The organism is Kribbella sp. NPDC059898 (assembly GCF_042730855.1).
Taxonomy (GTDB): domain Bacteria; phylum Actinomycetota; class Actinomycetes; order Propionibacteriales; family Kribbellaceae; genus Kribbella.
Window position 1 is genome coordinate 137,727 of the sequence record NZ_JBHWKR010000006.1, and the last position, 17,021, is coordinate 154,747.

A 17,021-nucleotide genomic window follows, 5' to 3' on the forward strand; every position below is an offset into this window, starting at 1 on the left:
GGATGCCGCCCACCGGAGCCGGTGGGTACGACGTCAGATCCCGGTGAGCTGGGGTACCACCACGGTCCGCCCGGTCATCCAGAGCAGCAGCGAGAGGACCGGGCCGCGGACCTCCGGCCCGGCGCCGACGCTCCAGTCGGCGTCGTCCGCGATCAGCCGGTGGCCGTCGTACGGCGTGGGCTTGAAGACCTTCGACAACCTGGTGCCGCGGCTGTCCCAGACCCGGGTCGCGGCGGCCGCGGCCACCTCCGGCGGTACGGGGAGCGAACGGCCGATCGGTACGGCGATGTCCTGGCCGTGGACGACGATGTCGATCAGGGTCTCGCGGGGCGTGACGCCGAGGTTGTGCCGGCGGGAGCCGACCATCGCGCGGATCTCCGCGATCAGGTGCTCGGTCGGCTGCGCGGCCTTGCCGTGGCCCGCGGCGTGGATCATCCGGTTCAGGCTGCCCGGGTACTTGAGGGCCAATCGGAGTGCGCCGCCGAGGGTCATCTGCTGCAGGGTGAGGTGGGCGGCGACGTCCCGTACGGTCCAGCCGTCGCAGAGCGAGCGGTGGGTCCAGTCGCCGGGCGTCAGCGTCGCCAGCAGGTCGGCCGTGCGTACCCGCTGTGTGTCGATCGCGGCCCAGAGTTCGTCGTCGTTCATCTCGACCCCTTCTTGTCCGGACGGTAGCGCACGTCGGGCGGTGTGGACCGCGTGCGTTTGAGCTCGAAGAAGTCCGGCGACCCGGCGAGCAGCCGTACCCCGTCGAACAGCCGCAGCGCGTCGTCGCCGCGCGGGACCGCGTTCAGCACCGGCCCGAAGAACGCCACGCCGTCGACGTGGACGACTGGTGTGCCGCCGTCGACGCCGACCGGGGCCGTCCCTTCGGCGTGGCTGCGCCGGAGCGCGTCGTCGTACTCGGTGCTGCCGGCCGCGGTCAGGAGCGCCTCCGGCAGACCGGTCTCGTGCAGTGCGTACCGGCAGGCCTCGCGGTACTCCGTCGGGGTCGGATACCGCCACTCGTCGAAGATCAGGTCGCCGAACGCGGCGTGCCACCGGCGGAAGGCGTCACGTCCGTGGGTCTCGACGATCGCGGTGGCCACTCGGGACGGCCCGGCGTGCTGGTCGTCCCTGCCCGGGTTGAGCATGCCGAGGCTCATCACGTGGTACCTGACGTCCAGGTCGCGGTGCTCCTCGACCTCGCGCAGCCAGCAGGCGACGATCCAGGTGTACGGGCAGATCGGGTCGATGTACAGGTCGACTCCGGGTGCCGTGGCGCCATCGGTGCGCGCTCGTTGTGTACGCCGGTTGAAGCCGGCCGCCGGCGTGCCGCCGGTCCGGTCGGCGAAGTAGGTCGAGGTGACCCGCTCCCAGAGGTCGTCCGTCATGCTCACACGGTCCACCTGCCGGGCGGCACGGCGCATCGTGCGAATTGCTCATTGTCTACTCATCCAGGCGGCGATCTGGGCCCGGTTGACGAACCCGAGCTTGGTCAGGATGTGCTGGACGTGGTTCTGCGCGGTCCGCTCGGAGATGACGAGGGCCGTCGCGATCTCCCGGTTGCTCATCCCGTCCGCGACCAGTCGCGCTACCTCGTCCTCGCGGCGGCTCAGCCTCGAGGGCTTCAGCCGCTCGACCCACGGCGTCATCCCCAGGGTCCTTGCCAACGGCAACGTCTCGGCGGCCAGCGCTCGAGCTCGTGCCGGGTCGCCGGCCCGTTCGTACACCTCGGCGAGCAGGCAGGCGGCCTCGACCGCGAAGCCGGGCGCCCCGACCGCGCGGCACATCCGGCCCGCCTCGGTCAGGTCCGCGACGGCGGCGTCCCAGTCCTCCAGGGCGGCCGCACAGATCCCGAGTGACAGCTCGACCGGTCCGAGAAAGTTCGTCCCGCCCGCGCCGCCGACGACGTACCGGCCACGGCGGCGGTCCAGCGCGGCACGCAGCCGGCGGACGTCGCCGGTCGCGCCGACCGCGGTGGCGACCCGCGCGGCGATTGCCTCCAGCAACAGTTCCGCCGCGCGCATCCGGGGCCAGGAGTCCGGCCCGCCGCAGCGCCGGTAGGCAGCGGCGGCCTCGTGGAGGCGCCCCGCGTCGGCGAGCACGAAGGCACGGAGCAGCCGCGCACCCAGGTCCCAGCGGACGTCCGTACCGAAGCGCCAGGCGTCCTGGGCGATCAGCTCGGCGGTGTGACCACGGTGGTGACCGAGAAGCATCTTGGTCGCGATCTCCGCACCGTGGGCGGCCGGATGGCCGATCTGCCGGAAGCCGTGCAGAGCCTCGTCGAGCAGTGCCTCCGCGTCATCGAAGTCCGCCCGCGCCAGGGCTAGCGACGTACGGGTCATCAGCACGTGCCAGCGGCCGTGCGGTTCGTCCAGGCGGGCAGCGCAGCTGTCGAGCCGGGCCGTCTCGGCAGCGATCGCCGACAGGTCACCGGCGTACCAGAGCGCGTCGACCCGCCAGAGGCGGCCGCGGAGCTCAACCTCGGCGCGGCCGGTCGACGTACCGAGGTCGATCATGCGGTCTGCGGCGTCCGTGAGTTCGTCCACGTCGTCGGGGCCGCTGGTGGCGAGCTGACGGGCGGTGAGGGCTTCGATGTCGGTGGGGGCTTCCCGGAGAGCTTCTTCACTGGTTGCGAGGGCCTCTGCTGTGCGGCCCAGGTACGTGGCGGCTTGACTCTGCCGGGCGAGCAACCGGACGGACCTGCCTCCGGCCAGCGCCTCAGTGCACCACTGGTGGATGTCGCCGTCCCAGGTGGATTGTCCGATCGGTTCCAGCGTCACTGCGGCTTCAGCCAGCAGCTCGAGGTCTTGCGACGTGCGGGCGTGCGCTACGGCGGCTGTGGTTGCCTCATGTGCTGTCTTGAGGTCACCTGACCGCACAGCTGCTCTGGCCAGCCGCAGCTGCAGTCGCGCACGCTTCGCTGGGTCCGTGGTGACAGCAACGGCTGCCGACCAGTGATGTACGTCGTCCAAGGCGTGTGCTGCCCGGCAGTACAGGTCAGCGCGGGTTACGAGGGGCAGTGCGGCCTCGGCTTCACGCCGTACGGCCTCGGTGGCGAACCAGGCCTCACCGGACTCCGGAGCGAGGACCAGGGCGCCAGACCGGACCTGTGCGTCGACCGCGGCGAGGAACTCGTCCGCGGGCAGGTCGACGAGTTGCCGGAGTACGTCGAGACGCACCCGCTCGCCGACCACCGCAGCCGCTCCCAGCAGGTCGTTGATCACACTCGCAGTGTGAGCGGCGATTGCATAGGTTGTCAGCATGAGCTACCCGGAGAGCCGCCGCGACGACGTGGTCGAGACGTTGCACGGGCACCAGATTGCCGACCCGTACCGCTGGCTGGAAGACCCTGACGCGCCCGAGACCCAGGACTGGGTGACCCGGCAGAACACCTACACCGAAGCCGAGCTGTCCGGCTACCCGGAGCGCCCGTGGTTCCAACGCACGATGGCCGCGATTCTTGCGCGCCCACGGGCCGGCGTACCGGCTAAGAAGGCCGGCTGGTACTTCGTCGGCCGCAACGACGGCACGCAGGCGCAGGACGTGATCTACGTGGCCGAGTCGCTCGACGAGCTGCTGTCCGGCGGCCGGGTGCTCATCGACCCGAACACACTGTCCGCGGACGGTACCGACTCGCTGGGGACGTTCACGGTCAGCCCGGACGGCAAGTACTTCGCGTACGGCATCAACGAGAGCGGCAGCGACTGGACGACGTTCCGGCTGCTCGACATCGCCACCGGCGCACAGGTGGACGACCTGGTGTCGGAGGCCAAGTTCAGCGAGGCGACCTGGCTCCCGGACAGTTCGGCGTACCTGTATCTGCACTACCCGACGAGCGGGCGCAGCGAGGGTACGGAGACCACGTCGCTGTCCGGCGGGCGGCTGATGATGCACCGGGTCGGTACGGCGCAGTCGGACGACGAGCTGGTGCTGAGCTTCCCGGGCCACGACCAGTACTTCCTGATGCCCGAGGTGTCCGACGACGACAAGTCCCTCGTCGTCCACATCACCGAGGGCACGGACCCCAGCACGCGGCTGTGGGTGTACCCGATCACCGGTGACGGGCTGGGCGAGCCGGCGAAGGTCGTGGACGAGTTCGCCGACGAGATCGCGTTCGTCCGGATGTCCGGCGACCGCCTGGTACTGCGGACCGACCGTGACGCGCCCCGTGGCCGGGTGGTGCTGTCGGACCTGGCCGGTACGTTCACCGACCTCATCCCGGAGAGCGACTCCACCCTCCAGGCAGTGCGTCCTACCGCGGACGGGCTCGCCACGCTGGCCTTGGTCGACGCCCAGTCGGTGCTGACGCTTTACGCGCTGGACGGTTCGGCCGCGCGCGTCGTCGACGTACCTGGTGGGGGAGTGGTCGGGTTCAACGCAGGACCGAAGTACGACGAGCTGTTCATCGGCCTGTCCACGACGACCGACCCCACGTTGTCGTACGTCGTGTCCACCGGTTCAGGCGCCGTACGCGCGCTGCCGGAGCTGGTCCGTGGTGCTGACGGCTTCACCCCGCCCGAGGTCACCGTGACGCGCCGCAACGGGCCCGTGCCGTACTTCTTGATCAGCCGGTCCGACCTGGGCTTCGACGAGCCGCGGCCGACCCTCATGTGGGGGTACGGCGGGTTCCGCATCCCCATCCAGGCCGACTACCGCCCAGGCTGGCCCGCATGGCTCGCGGCCGGGGGCGTACTGGTGATCGCGAACCTACGTGGCGGTGGTGAGTACGGGAGCGAGTGGCACGACGCAGGGCGGCTCAAGAACAAGCAGAACGTGTTCGACGACTTCATCGCTGTCGCCGAGGACCTGCAAGCCACCGGTGTGACCACACCAGCCCAGCTTGCTATCCACGGTCGTAGCAACGGTGGCCTGCTCGTCGGAGCTGTCATGACGCAGCGGCCGGACCTGTTCGCAGTCGCACTGCCCGGTGTGGGCGTGCTGGACATGCTGCGGTTCCACCTGTTCACAGTGGGAGCGGCCTGGGCGTCCGACTACGGCCTGCCCAGTGACCCGGAGCAGTTCGAGGACTTGCTGGCCTACTCGCCACTGCATCGCGTCAGCGACGGTACGGCGTACCCGGCGACTCTTGTGGTCACGGGCGATCACGACGACCGCGTCGTACCGCTGCACAGTCACAAGTTCATCGCTGCGCTGCAGCACGCCCAGTCCGGTCCGCGGCCGGTCTTGACCCGGGTGGAGGTCAACACCGGCCATGGCTTCGGCAAACCTGCCGCGATGGTCGCGTCGGAGTGGGCGGACCTACTGGCGTTCGCTGCTCACCATGTAGGTCTCGTACCTCCTGAGCAGTAGGAGGGCTCCTTCACCAGATCCGCGGTGCGTGGAGATCGCGGGGATCGTCGGCGGGCTGACAGCCGTGGGCGCTCTCCGTGTACTCCGTGCGCGGCCCGGACGTGGCCAGCGTGCGTACGGCGTTGACGAGCCGGTCCACGTGCTCCCGGGTCGTCCCGAGGCCGAGGCTGGCGCGGACCGCCGTACCGTGCTCCGGGCTGTTCGCGAGTAGGTGACCGACCAGGGGGTGCGCGCAGAACTTCCCGTCCCGGACGCCGATGCCGTACTCGGCGCTCAGCGCGGCGGACACCAGCGTCGACGTCAGACCGTCGATCGTGAAGCACACGGTGCCGACCCGGTCCGCGTCCTCGCCGAAGATCGAGTACGTCGTGACGGCGTCGAGCTGGGCGAGACCGGTACGCAGCCGGGCCAGCAGGCTGCGCTCGTGCTGCTCGATCGCGTCGCGGTGCTTGGTGATCGCGGCGCAGGCGCTCGCCAGGGCGATGGCGCCGATGACGTTCGGGGAGCCGCCCTCGTGCCGCGCCGGGCCGGTCGACCAGACCACGGTGTCGCTGGTCACGGCGTGCGTCGCGCCGCCGCCGTACAGGTACGGGTCGGCCGCGTCGAGCCAGTCGGAGCGGCCGATCAGCGCGCCGGCGCCGTACGGGGCGTAGAGCTTGTGGCCGGACAGTGCGACCCAGTCGACGTCCAGGGTGGCGATGTCCACCGGACGGTGCGGGGCGAGTTGCGCCGCGTCCAGGCAGACCCGGGCGCCGTGCGCCTTGGCCACCTTGGCGATCTCGGCGATCGGGAAGATCTCACCGGTCACGTTCGAGGCGCCGGTGATCACCACCAGCCGCGGACCCTCGGGCGCGTTGCGGAGCGCGTCGGCGACCTTCGTGACGGCCTCGCTCTGGCTGGCCGGAGCCTTGAGCCGGACGGTTCGCTCGGCCGGCCAGGGCAGCAGCGCGGCGTGGTGCTCGGACTCGAACACGATCACGGTCGCGTCCTGCGGTACGGCGTTCGCGAGCAGGTTGAGCGCGTCGGTGGTCTGGCGGGTGAAGATCACCTGGTCCGTGCGGCGGGCGCCGACAAAGGCGTGCACCTCGGCGCGGGCTCGCTCGTACCACTGGGTCGTGATCCGGGAGGCGTACCCGTTGCCGCGGTGCACCGAGGCGTACGACGGCAGCGCCGCCTCGACGCTGGCGCGCACGGACTCCAGACACGGGGCGCTCGCGCCGTGGTCGAAGTTCGCGTAGTCGGTGACCCGGCCGTCGGCCAGCGGAACCAGCAGGTCGGAGCCGACGGTCGCGGGGATGTTGCCGGCGAGCTGCCGCTTGCCGGCCGGCCGCGGGGTGGTGGTGCCGGCCGGTTCGAGAATGGACAGGATCGACATGGATCTGCTCCCAGGAAAGTCCGCGCTTGCCGAACGGGGTATCCGCACGGCCTGGTCTTCACCCGGGGCACCCCACCGCGGAGGAGGGTTGCCGGCCAGCGAGCCGGGGCTTGTCGCTGGCACTCATGACCTACCGAGAACGGTAACGAACGGGACACGGACTCCGCCAGTGCGAATCTCATGTGATGAGATGACTGAACACATCGTGGGACGACGTGAGGATGGCAATGACCTGGACTGCCCCTGCGGTCGAGCGGCCGGACGGCTCGCTGACGGCACCGGAACGCGAACTGCTGCAAGGATATCTGGACTTCTACCGCAGCACCTTGCTGGTGAAATGTGCCGGGCTGACCGCGGAACAGCTGGCCGAGCGGCCGTCGCCGCCGTCGAACCTCTCGCTGCTCGGCCTGATCCGGCACCTCACGAAGGTCGAGCGGATCTGGTTCCGGATCCACTTCGCCGACGAGCCGGCCGAGCCGCTGTTCGCGCCCGAGCTCGGCAAGGACGCCGACTTCGAGCGGATCGACCCGGCCGACGCGCAGACGGCGTACGACGGGCTGATCGCCGAGTGGAAGCTGTCCGACGAGGCCGCCGCCGGGCGCTCGCTCGACGACCGGTTCACGTTCGGCGGGACCGAGTCGTCGTTGCGGATGATCTACATCCACCTGATCGGGGAGTACGCGCGGCACTGCGGGCATGCCGACCTGGTTCGCGAGCAACTGGACGGTACGACCGGGGCCTGAAGTGCCTGGAAACCGATTGCCGCGAGCCCTTCCGGCCTCGGACCTGCTGTGATCGACTCATCACATGAAGCGACCAGCCGCCCTCGTGGCCCTTCTGACAGCGATGTTCACCGCCGTGCTGGTGACGCCCGCCGGCGCCGCCTCCGACGTACGGATCGAGGTCCTGTCCACACCCCGCGCCGACATGGTCAGCGACGGCAACGTGCTGCTCGGGATCACCGGGCGGCACCTGGACGACCTGAAGATCCGGCTGAACGGGAAGGACGTCAGTAGCGCGTTCACCCGGCAGCAGGACCGCCTGATCGGCGTCGTCCAAGGCCTCACCGACGGATCCAACACGGTCACGGCCGCCTCGTCGCGGCTCGTGATCACCAACCATCCACGCAGCGGTCCGCTCCTCGCCGGCCCGCACGAGACGCCGTACGTCTGCGGTACGGCGGACTTCGTGACGCTCGCCAAGGTCAAGCTCGGTCCGCCCTCCGACGCGAACTGCACGGTGCCGACCCGCGTCGACTACCTGTACCGCTCGACCGTCGACCGCTCGCTGAAGGTGCTGCCCGCGACGAAGCCGGCCGACCTCGCGACCACGACCACCTCGGACGGCCGCACGGTGCCGTACATCGTCAGGGTCGAGACCGGCGTCATCAACCGGTCGATCTACGAGTACGCCGTACTCAACGATCCCGCGGGCGGTGAGCCGAGCGTCGTGAAGGCGCCGAGTGGGTGGAACGGCCGACTGGTCTACACGTTCGGCGGCGGCTGCCCCGGCGGGTGGTACCAGCAGGGGAGCGGCACGGGCGGCATCAACGACGACGTACTGCTCGGGCAGGGGTACGCCGTCGCGTCGTCGAGCCTGAACGTCTTCGGCATCAACTGCAACGGTGTGCTCGCCGCCGAGACCATGTCGATGACGCGGGAGCACATCCTGGAGACGATCGGCGTTCCGCGGCAGACGATCGGCTGGGGCTGCTCCGGTGGTTCGTACCAGGTCTTCCAGATCGCCGACGACTACCCGGGGCTGCTGGACGGGATCGTGGCGTCCTGCGTGTTCCCGGAGGTCGGGTTCGCGACGCTGCACACGATCACCGACGCGCTGCTGCTCGACCACTACTTCCGGTCCGCGACCGGCTGGACCGACGAACAGAAGCGGGCCGCTGCGGGCTTCGGCAAGGTCGGCACGATCGCCAACCTGGCCGGCGCCGGCCGCCGGATCGACCCGCGGGTCTATTGCCCTGCGCAACTACCGGTCGAGGACCGGTACGACCCGGTGACGAACCCTCAGGGTGCGCGTTGCGACGTGTACGACCACCAGGTCAACATCTGGGGCAAGGATCCGCGCACCGGCGCCGCCCGGCGGCCGCTGGACAACGTCGGGATCCAGTACGGCCTGGACGCCGTGAACGCGGGCAAGATCTCGGTCGCGCAGTTCATCGACCTGAACAAGACGGTCGGCGGCTTCGACACCGACGCGAACTTCGTCCCGGCCCGGACCGTCGCGGACCCGCAGGCGATCAGTACGGCGTACCGCACCGGGCAACTCATCAACGGCGGCGGAGGACTGGCCAGTACGCCGATCATCGACTACCGGCAGTACTGGGACGAGCAGCCGAACGGCGACATCCACCTGATCTTCCACTCGTTCTCGCTCCGGGAGCGGTTGCGTAAGGCAAACGGTGACGCCGGCAACCAGGTCATGCTCGTCCAGGCGGGCGACGTGCCGGGCGGATTCAGTACGGCGAACCCGGTGCTGACCGACGCGCTCGCCTCGCTCGACCGGTGGATGGATGCGGTGGACGCGGACCACGACCCGGGTTCGCCGCACGCGAAGCTGATGCGCAACAAGCCCGGCGCGCTGACCGACGCGTGCTGGAGTCCGACGAACCAGAAGATCGTGGAGACACAGGTGGACGGCATCGGAACGACGCGGTGCAACACGTTCTACCCGGCGTGGCCGGCGCCGCGGCAGGTGGCTGGTGCGTCCGTTGCCAACGACGTCATCAAGTGCCGCTTGCAGCCGCTGAACAAGTCCGACTACAAGGTCAAGCTGACGTCTCTGCAGTGGAAGGCGTTGCGGCAGACGTTCCCGAACGGTGTTTGCAACTGGTCGGTGCCTGGTGTCGGGCAGCAGCCGCCGGCAGGCAGTTGGCCGACGTTCTGAACCAATAGGGTGCGGGGTGTGCCCTTCACTCTGGCTCACCCCGCAGCTGTCCTCCCGCTGGTCCGGCGCCCTTTCGTGGCGTCAGCATTGGTGGCCGGTGCGGTGGCACCTGACCTGCTGTACGTCGGTGCGGTCTACCGGATCGCCACGCAGTACATCAACGGGAACTTCACGCTGACGCTGACGCACAAGTTCACGTCGGCGTTCTGGCTGGACCCGTTGCTGGCGTTGCTGCTCGTGCTGGTCTTCAACCTGCTCCTGAAGCGCCCGCTCATCGCCCTCGCGCCACCTGCCCTGGCAGCCCGGTTGCCCGTTGCCCGCCCGCTTCGCCTGCCGTCTCCGATGGTCCTGCTCTGGACGGCCGTTTCCGCCGTCGTCGGCGCGCTGACCCACGTGATCTGGGACTCCTTCACGCATGGCGACGGGTACTTCGTCCGCCGTTTCCCGGACGTCTTCGACGACATCAACCGCATCCTGCAGTACGTCTCCACGATCGGCGGCTGCCTGATCCTCGCGATCTGGCTGTACCGCTGGTACCGCCGTACCCCTCCGCTGGCCACGCAGCGTGACAGGCTCCAGGCGTGGATCAGGTACGTGGTCTTGGGTGCGCTGGTGCTGTTCGCGGTAGTGGGTGCGGTCGTGGAGCTCAACCGGGTGGACGGTGACCTGGCGGGGGAGACCGTCGTACGGACGGTGCTGTCCGGGCTCGTGTCCGGCGGGCTGGCCGCGCTGGGCTTCTACGTCGTCGTATGGCACCTCGGGCGGCTGCGCCGTACGGCTCGTGCGTCGTGATGCTACGGATGGGACCGTGTGATCGGCGTGTGACACGTGGGACTCGTGGGGTAGTCGGGGTAGCCTGATCAATATGGCGACCCGCACGTCTTCCCCGGCGCGGGCGCAGAAGTCAGCAGCCAAGCGGCCGAGTTCGGCCCGTTCGGCCGCTGGTGGACGCTCCCGTCCGTCAGGCGCCCAGAAGCGTGGGCAGAGCGCGAAACGCGGTGGAACCTCCGCCGCGCGGACCAGCACGCCCAAGAACAGCGGACCAGGACCGTTCGCGGCCGCCATGCTCGCTCTCGGTCGTGGAGTGATCAGGGTCTGGATCGGGATCGCGCACCTGCTCGGCAGCATGGTGCGGGGGATCGGCCACAGCGCCCGTGACCTGGAGCCGGAGCACCGCCGCGACGGTGCCGGCCTGTTCCTGATCGGCCTGGCGATGGTTGTCGCCGCGGCGATCTGGTGGGACCTGCCCGGCTCGGTCGGCAACGGCGTACGGACGGTCGTCGGCGGCAGCATCGGCATGCTCGGCTGGGCGCTGCCGCTGATGCTGGTCGTGATCGCGGTCCGCACCTTGCGGCACCCGGACCGCAACGGCCCGGCGGGCCGGCAGGTGATCGGCTGGACCGCGATCTGCCTCGGCGTCCTCGGCCTGATCCACATCGCCAACGGCCTGCCCCGGCCGAACAACCCCGCCGACGGCCCGCTGCGCGAGGCCGGCGGCGCGATCGGGTACTTCATCTCGTCGTTCCTGTCCGACCTGCTCACGCAGTACGTCGCGGCGCCGCTGCTGGTGCTGCTGTCGATCTTCGGCGCGCTGGTCGTGACCGGTACGCCGGTGTATGCGATCCCGCTGCGGTTCCGCGCGGCGTTCGACGTACTGATGGGCCGGACCGAGCTGCCCGCCGACGCGCCGTCCGTGCAGGGCGCGCCGACCGACGACACCGTCCGGCTGACCCGCAAGCAGCGCCGCGCGAAGGCCGAGCTCGAAGACGACGGCGAGCCGACGGTCAAGCCGTACGACTCGCCGGTGCTGAAGGACGAGCCCAAGCGCGGCCGCAAGACGAAGGCCAAGCCGGCCGACGACGAGGACGACGCGTACGACGTTGACGAGGCCGCCTCCGACGCCGTCGAGCCCTCGTTCGAGCCGCTGGCCGCGGCGAGCAAGCAGCCCGCACCGCCGCCCGAGCCGCCGCCGCACACTCCGCTGCCGCAGCGCGTCGAGCAGCTCAGCCTGTCCGGCGACATCACGTACACGCTTCCCGACGGGCAGATGCTCAAGCCCGGCTCGGTGCACAAGGCCCGCACCAAGGCGTCCGACCAGGTCGTCGACCGGCTGACCGAGGTGTTCGAGCAGTTCGGCATCGACGCCCAGGTCACCGGCTACACCCGCGGCCCGACGGTCACCCGGTACGAGGTCGAGGTCGGCGCCGCGGTCAAGGTCGAGAAGGTCACCGCGCTGTCGAAGAACATCGCCTACGCGGTGGCCTCGGCCGACGTCCGGATCCTGTCCCCGATCCCGGGCAAGTCCGCGATCGGCATCGAGATCCCGAACACCGACAAGGAGACCGTCAGCCTCGGCGACGTGATCCGCTCGGCGACCGCCCGCAACGACCACCACCCGATGGTGGCCGGCCTGGGCAAGGACGTCGAGGGCGGCTTCGTGGTCGCGAACATGGCGAAGATGCCGCACCTGCTGGTCGCCGGCGCGACCGGCTCCGGTAAGTCGTCATTCATCAACTCGCTGATCACCTCGATCCTGATGCGCGCCACGCCCGACGAGGTGCGGATGATCCTGGTCGACCCGAAGCGGGTCGAGCTGAACAACTACGAGGGCATCCCGCACCTGATCACGCCGATCATCACCAACGCCAAGAAGGCCGCCGAGGCGCTGCAATGGGTCGTCCGCGAGATGGACATGCGGTACGACGACCTCGCCGCGTTCGGGTTCCGGCACGTCGACGACTTCAACAAGGCGGTCCGCGGCGGCAAGGTGAAGCCGCCGCCCGGGTCGGAGCGGGTGCTCACGCCGTACCCGTACCTGCTGGTGATCGTCGACGAGCTCGCCGACCTGATGATGGTCGCACCGCGCGACATCGAGGACTCGATCGTCCGGATCACCCAGCTGGCCCGGGCCGCCGGTATCCACCTGGTGCTCGCCACCCAGCGGCCGTCGGTGGACGTCGTCACCGGTCTGATCAAGGCGAACGTGCCGTCCCGGCTGGCGTTCGCGACCTCGTCGCTCGCCGACAGCCGGGTCATCCTGGACCAGCCCGGCGCCGAGAAGCTGGTCGGTCAGGGCGACGGGCTGTTCCTGCCGATGGGCGCGAGCAAGCCGATGCGTATTCAGGGCGCGTGGGTCACCGAGAACGAGATCCACGTCGTCGTCGAGCACTGCAAGGAGCAACTGCAGCCGACGTACCGCGAGGACGTCACCGCGGCGCCGGGCCCGAGCAAGGACCTGGACGACGAGATCGGCGACGACCTCGACCTGGTCGTGCAGGCCGCGGAGCTGATCGTTTCCACCCAGTTCGGCTCCACGTCGATGCTGCAGCGTAAGCTCCGCGTCGGTTTCGCCAAGGCCGGCCGGCTGATGGACATCCTGGAGAGCCGCGGCGTCGTCGGTCCCAGCGAAGGTTCCAAGGCCAGGGACGTCCTGGTCAAACCCGACGATCTAGAGGACTTCATCAGCACCCTCCGAGGAGAGTGAGACCGTGACCGCCGCGAGCGCACTGCCCAGGCAGCAACGATTCGACGGGGACCCCAGGCCGGCACCGTTCACCGTGCGCGCCTCCCAGAAGGTTCACGGCGGCCTCGCCGTCGGCGCCGCACTGGTGGCGCTGGGCTTCGCGGCGTCCGGCTCGACCAGCGCGACCGGCATCCTGCGCTGGATCGTGGCGGCCGCGTTCGCCGTCCTGGCCGTCGTCTGCGCCCGTGCGCTGACGGTCGGGGACATGCTGGTGGCCGACGACGTCGGCATCCGGCTGCGCATCGGGAGCGAGTGGGTGGGTACCCGGTGGGAGGACATCGAAGAGGTGACGGTGCTGCGGCGCCGGCATCCGCTCGACGACGGGCGGATCGCCGTACATCTGCAGGATCCCGGGCCGATCCTCGGCGCACTGCCGAGTTCGACCCGCAAGACAACCGATGCGAACCGCCGTCTGACCGGGTCGTCACTCGCGATACCGTTCGGGTTGACGGCTCGTCCGTCGAACGGGGAAGTGGTGCAGGCGCTGCACATGCTGGCCGACGCCAGGTGTCCGGTGAGGGAACAACTCTGACTCGTCCGTGACCCCGTCGTACCAAGGCCGTTGACATGTTGTTCAGTGGGATGTCGACGGTCCATTTGCCGATGACCTGTAGCGCGGAGTACGAGAGGACGGTGGGGACGTGAGCATCGGCAGCGAGCTCACGGCGGCCCGCGAACGGGCCGACATGACGATCGAGCAGCTGAGCGCCGCGACCCGGATCAGAACCGGGTTGCTGATCGCCATGGAGGCCGACGACTTCTCCCGGTGCGGCGGCAACTTCTACGCCCGCGGGCACATCCGGGCGATCGCCCGGGTGGTGAAGGCCGACCCCGCTCCGCTGCTCGCCACCTTCGACGCCGAACACGGCGCCGAGGACGAGAAGTCGCGCCGCGAGGAACGCGCCGTGGTGAAGAGCCCGACCCTGCGTCCGGCGCGCCCGCGCTGGGCCCTGGTGGTCGGCGCGATCCTGGTGATCCTGATGGGCTGGGGGATGGTGCGGCTGTTCACGCTGCCCAGCGACATCGAGGCGAACGCCTCCAAGACCGCGACCACCTCCGCGACCGTCACCACACCGACCCCGAAGCCGACGGCCCAGCCGACCGTAGCGCCGACGAAGAAGCCGCACACCCCGAAGCCGCCGGTCCTCAGGACCGAGCTGACCATGACGGCCAAGAACGACGGCACCTACCTGACGGTCCGCGACCGGACCGACCGCAAGATCTTCCAGGGCAAACTCAGCCCCGGCATCGCCCAGTCCGTCACCAGCGCCGGCGACATCCGCGTCCAGGTCGGCAACCCGAGCAACCTGATCGTCGTACTCAACGGCAAACGCGTCCCCACCACCCTCACCAAGTTCACCGCCCACCCGAACGGCACTCTCAGCAAAACCAACTGATCCGCGGGTGTAAATGAGTCCAACTGGCTCAATACCCGTCGGCGGGTGTGAGGTAGCTGGCTGAGTTAGGCGCGGACGTACACGGCGCGTCATACTCGTGGGGATGACTACGCCACCCACCACCGTCGCCCTGGTCACGCTGGGCTGTGCCCGCAACGATGTCGACTCCGAGGAGTTGGCCGGCCGGCTCGAAGCCGGCGGTTTCCGCCTCGTCGACGACGCCGCCGAGGCGGACACGGTGGTGGTGAACACCTGCGGCTTCGTCGAGGCCGCGAAGAAGGACTCCGTCGACACCCTCCTGGCCGCCGCCGACTACAAGGACTCCGGCCGCACCCAGGCGGTCGTCGCCGTCGGCTGCCTCGCCGAGCGGTACGGCGAACAACTCGCCGAAGCCCTCCCCGAAACCGACGCCGTCCTCAGCTTCGACGACTACACCGACATCTCCGCCCGCCTCCGCTCCATCCTGGCCGGCACCAAGCACCAACCCCACGTCCCCCACGACCGCCGCAAACTCCTCCCGCTGGCCCCCGCCGACCGCCACGAGGCCCCCGTAGTAGCCCTCCCCGGCCACGGCGACGCAGCCACCACCCCGTCCTCCACAGCCACACCCGGCTCCTCTGCGGGCGCGACCGCCACCTCCACAACCGGCTCCGCCGCAGGTGCGACCGGCTCCGCCGCTGCGAGGGCCGGCGTGGGGGACCACATCCCCGAGGCCCTGCGCCCAGCCGGCTCGCCGGCTCCGTCCGAGTTGAAGGGCCGCTTCGTCACCGGCGCTCCCGAAGAGCTGAAGATCGACGCCCCGGACCTCGCGACCGCCCCCGCCAGCGGCCCGCGGGTGATGCGCCGCCGCCTCGACGGCGGACCGATGGCGCCGCTGAAGCTCGCCTCCGGCTGCGACCGGCGCTGCGCGTTCTGCGCGATCCCGATGTTCCGCGGCGCCTTCATGTCGCGCCGCCCCGCCGAGGTACTCCGCGAAGCCGAGTGGCTCGCCGAGAACGGCGTACGCGAACTCTTCCTGGTCTCCGAGAACTCCACCTCCTACGGCAAGGACCTCGGCGACCTCCGCCTGCTCGAAACCCTGGTCGCCGAGATCGCCAAGGTCCCCGGCATCACCCGCGTCCGCGTCTCGTACCTCCAGCCCGCCGAGATGCGCCCGACCCTGATCAGCGCGATGACCGCCACCCCCGGCGTCGTCCCGTACTTCGACCTGTCGTTCCAGCACGCCTCCGGCCCGCTCCTGCGCCGGATGCGCCGCTTCGGCGACGCCGAACGCTTCCTCGAACTGATCGCCCAGGTCCGCGCCGCCGCCCCGACCGCCGGTATCCGCAGCAACGTCATCGTCGGCTTCCCCGGCGAGACCGAGGAGGACGTCGACGTCCTCTGCGACTTCCTCTCCCGCGCCGGCCTGGACGCGATCGGTGTCTTCGGCTACTCCGACGAGGACGGCACCGAGGCCGAGACGTACGACGGCAAACTCGACGAGGACACCATCGCCTCCCGCCTCGACCGCGTCACCCGCCTCGCCGAAGACCTGACTTCGGCCCGCGCCGAATCCCGCATCGGCGAACTCCTCGAAGTAATCATCGAATCCCTCGACCCGACCGACATCCCAGCCACAGCCTTGCCGGCCGACGCGACAGCGGAAGGCGTCACCTTCGCCGGGGTTGCTGAGGGGCGCGCGGCGCACCAGGGGCCTGAGGTGGACGGTGTGACCACGGTGACGGGACTTCCGGAGGGGATCCGGGCGGGAGATCTGGTGTCCGCGAAGGTGGTGGCGAGCGACGGCGTCGACCTGATCGCCGAGTTCGCGGCCCTCGTGAGCACCCCAGACACCCGCCCGGCAGTTAACCTGACCGCGTGACCAACCCGCCTCCGAACTCGGCGCCGCGCGCAGCCGGCGGACAACTCCACGCGCCCAGCGCCTGGAACGTGCCGAACGCGCTCACCGTACTGCGGCTGGTCCTGGTCCCACTCTTCGTCTGGCTCCTGCTCCGCGACGGCGGCCACGCGACGGGCGACCGCCTGCTCGCCACGGCGGCGTTCGTGGTCGCGATCGTCACCGACCGCTTCGACGGCGACATCGCTCGCCGCTGGAACCTGGTCACGAACTTCGGCAAGATCGCCGACCCGATCGCCGACAAGGCCCTCACCGGCGCCGCCTTCCTAGGCCTCTCGTACCTGGGCGAACTCCCGTGGTGGGTGACCATCCTCGTCATGGTCCGCGAATGGGGCGTCACCGCCCTCCGCTTCTGGGTCATCCGCCACGGCGTCATGCCCGCGAGCCGAGGTGGCAAGCTCAAAACCGTCCTCCAGGCCATCGCCCTAGGCCTGTACCTCCTCCCGTGGCAGCACCTCGCCGTCATCCACTGGCCGGCCGTCGCCATCATGACCGCCGCCGTCCTGGTAACCGTCGCCACCGGCATCGACTACCTCTCCCGAGCCCTCCACCTCCGCGCCGCCGCCAAACGCCCCCTGCCATAACCGGACCGGCACGTCGAACCTCTTCTACAGGCAGGCGCCCCTGCAGTTCGCC

Annotated in this window: 13 protein-coding genes and 1 riboswitch; of the genes, 9 read left to right on the plus strand and 4 right to left on the minus strand. The window is 69.8% G+C overall.

All coding sequences use genetic code 11. The annotated features are described in order from the left end of the window. Positions 1 to 33 precede the first annotated feature (33 nt). The 3 genes from ACFV9C_RS20550 to ACFV9C_RS20560 are packed head-to-tail and all read right to left on the minus strand — an operon-like array spanning position 34 to position 3,206. Positions 34 to 645: a maleylpyruvate isomerase family mycothiol-dependent enzyme gene (locus ACFV9C_RS20550; RefSeq protein ID WP_380195759.1), complete on the minus strand. Its 612-nt coding sequence runs from the start codon at positions 643 to 645 to the stop codon at positions 34 to 36. Continuing rightward, entirely contained in the window at positions 642 to 1,370 is a 729-nt protein-coding gene (locus ACFV9C_RS20555) for a disulfide bond formation protein DsbA (protein ID WP_380195760.1), read from the minus strand. The genes ACFV9C_RS20550 and ACFV9C_RS20555 overlap by 4 nt, the downstream gene beginning before the upstream one ends. A gap of 48 nt (positions 1,371 to 1,418) precedes the next feature. Further along, positions 1,419 to 3,206 carry a LuxR C-terminal-related transcriptional regulator gene (locus tag ACFV9C_RS20560; protein ID WP_380195762.1) on the minus strand — a complete coding sequence of 596 codons (1,788 nt, stop codon included), beginning with the start codon at positions 3,204 to 3,206 and terminating at the stop codon, positions 1,419 to 1,421. A 37-nt stretch (positions 3,207 to 3,243) separates the two neighbouring features. On the opposite strand from ACFV9C_RS20560, the gene ACFV9C_RS20565 reads away from it, so the two are divergent. Further along, positions 3,244 to 5,292, plus strand: coding sequence for a prolyl oligopeptidase family protein (locus ACFV9C_RS20565; protein ID WP_380195763.1), 2,049 nt, complete (start codon positions 3,244 to 3,246; stop codon positions 5,290 to 5,292). 10 nt (positions 5,293 to 5,302) lie between these two features. Here the strand turns inward: ACFV9C_RS20565 and ACFV9C_RS20570 are convergent, their stop codons facing one another. Beyond that, a complete protein-coding gene (locus ACFV9C_RS20570; protein WP_380195764.1) occupies positions 5,303 to 6,667 on the minus strand; it encodes an aminotransferase class V-fold PLP-dependent enzyme in 1,365 nt (454 codons plus the stop codon). A 17-nt stretch (positions 6,668 to 6,684) separates the two neighbouring features. Then, positions 6,685 to 6,798, minus strand: a riboswitch (SAM riboswitch). A 96-nt stretch (positions 6,799 to 6,894) separates the two neighbouring features. Between ACFV9C_RS20570 and ACFV9C_RS20575 the strand changes: the two genes are divergently transcribed. The 8 genes from ACFV9C_RS20575 to pgsA all read left to right on the plus strand — a co-directional run bounded on the left by ACFV9C_RS20575 (position 6,895) and on the right by pgsA (position 16,969). Then, positions 6,895 to 7,410 (plus strand): DinB family protein, encoded by a 516-nt coding sequence (locus ACFV9C_RS20575; RefSeq protein ID WP_380195765.1) that lies wholly within the window; start codon positions 6,895 to 6,897, stop codon positions 7,408 to 7,410. Between the two features lie 64 nt (positions 7,411 to 7,474). Further along, a complete protein-coding gene (locus ACFV9C_RS20580) occupies positions 7,475 to 9,568 on the plus strand; it encodes a DUF6351 family protein (RefSeq protein ID WP_380195766.1) in 2,094 nt (697 codons plus the stop codon). An 18-nt stretch (positions 9,569 to 9,586) separates the two neighbouring features. Continuing rightward, positions 9,587 to 10,360, plus strand: a complete 774-nt coding sequence (locus ACFV9C_RS20585; protein WP_380195767.1) for a DUF4184 family protein — start codon at positions 9,587 to 9,589, stop codon at positions 10,358 to 10,360. A 271-nt stretch (positions 10,361 to 10,631) separates the two neighbouring features. After that, entirely contained in the window at positions 10,632 to 13,052 is a 2,421-nt protein-coding gene (locus tag ACFV9C_RS20590; RefSeq protein ID WP_380196247.1) for a DNA translocase FtsK 4TM domain-containing protein, read from the plus strand. Between the two features lie 4 nt (positions 13,053 to 13,056). After that, positions 13,057 to 13,623 carry a hypothetical protein gene (locus ACFV9C_RS20595; protein WP_380195768.1) on the plus strand — a complete coding sequence of 189 codons (567 nt, stop codon included), beginning with the start codon at positions 13,057 to 13,059 and terminating at the stop codon, positions 13,621 to 13,623. 109 nt (positions 13,624 to 13,732) lie between these two features. Then, complete coding sequence (locus tag ACFV9C_RS20600; protein ID WP_380195769.1) at positions 13,733 to 14,488, plus strand: helix-turn-helix domain-containing protein; 756 nt, start codon at positions 13,733 to 13,735, stop codon at positions 14,486 to 14,488. Positions 14,489 to 14,591: 103 nt separating this feature from the next. Next, positions 14,592 to 16,349 (plus strand): MiaB/RimO family radical SAM methylthiotransferase, encoded by a 1,758-nt coding sequence (locus ACFV9C_RS20605; protein WP_380195770.1) that lies wholly within the window; start codon positions 14,592 to 14,594, stop codon positions 16,347 to 16,349. Then, positions 16,346 to 16,969 (plus strand): CDP-diacylglycerol--glycerol-3-phosphate 3-phosphatidyltransferase, encoded by a 624-nt coding sequence (gene pgsA / locus ACFV9C_RS20610; protein ID WP_380195771.1) that lies wholly within the window; start codon positions 16,346 to 16,348, stop codon positions 16,967 to 16,969. Before ACFV9C_RS20605 ends, pgsA begins: the two co-directional genes overlap by 4 nt. The last annotated feature ends 52 nt before the right edge of the window (positions 16,970 to 17,021 follow it).

What these genes read in the sequence shown, in the direction of transcription:
- ACFV9C_RS20550 (WP_380195759.1), bottom strand. Translation starts at nt 645, where the DNA reads ATGAACGACGACGAACTCTGGGCCGCGATCGACACACAGCGGGTACGC.
- ACFV9C_RS20555 (WP_380195760.1), bottom strand. Translation starts at nt 1,370, where the DNA reads ATGACGGACGACCTCTGGGAGCGGGTCACCTCGACCTACTTCGCCGAC.
- ACFV9C_RS20565 (WP_380195763.1), top strand. Translation starts at nt 3,244, where the DNA reads ATGAGCTACCCGGAGAGCCGCCGCGACGACGTGGTCGAGACGTTGCAC.
- ACFV9C_RS20570 (WP_380195764.1), bottom strand. Translation starts at nt 6,667, where the DNA reads ATGTCGATCCTGTCCATTCTCGAACCGGCCGGCACCACCACCCCGCGG.
- ACFV9C_RS20575 (WP_380195765.1), top strand. Translation starts at nt 6,895, where the DNA reads ATGACCTGGACTGCCCCTGCGGTCGAGCGGCCGGACGGCTCGCTGACG.
- ACFV9C_RS20580 (WP_380195766.1), top strand. Translation starts at nt 7,475, where the DNA reads ATGAAGCGACCAGCCGCCCTCGTGGCCCTTCTGACAGCGATGTTCACC.
- ACFV9C_RS20590 (WP_380196247.1), top strand. Translation starts at nt 10,632, where the DNA reads ATGCTCGCTCTCGGTCGTGGAGTGATCAGGGTCTGGATCGGGATCGCG.
- ACFV9C_RS20605 (WP_380195770.1), top strand. Translation starts at nt 14,592, where the DNA reads ATGACTACGCCACCCACCACCGTCGCCCTGGTCACGCTGGGCTGTGCC.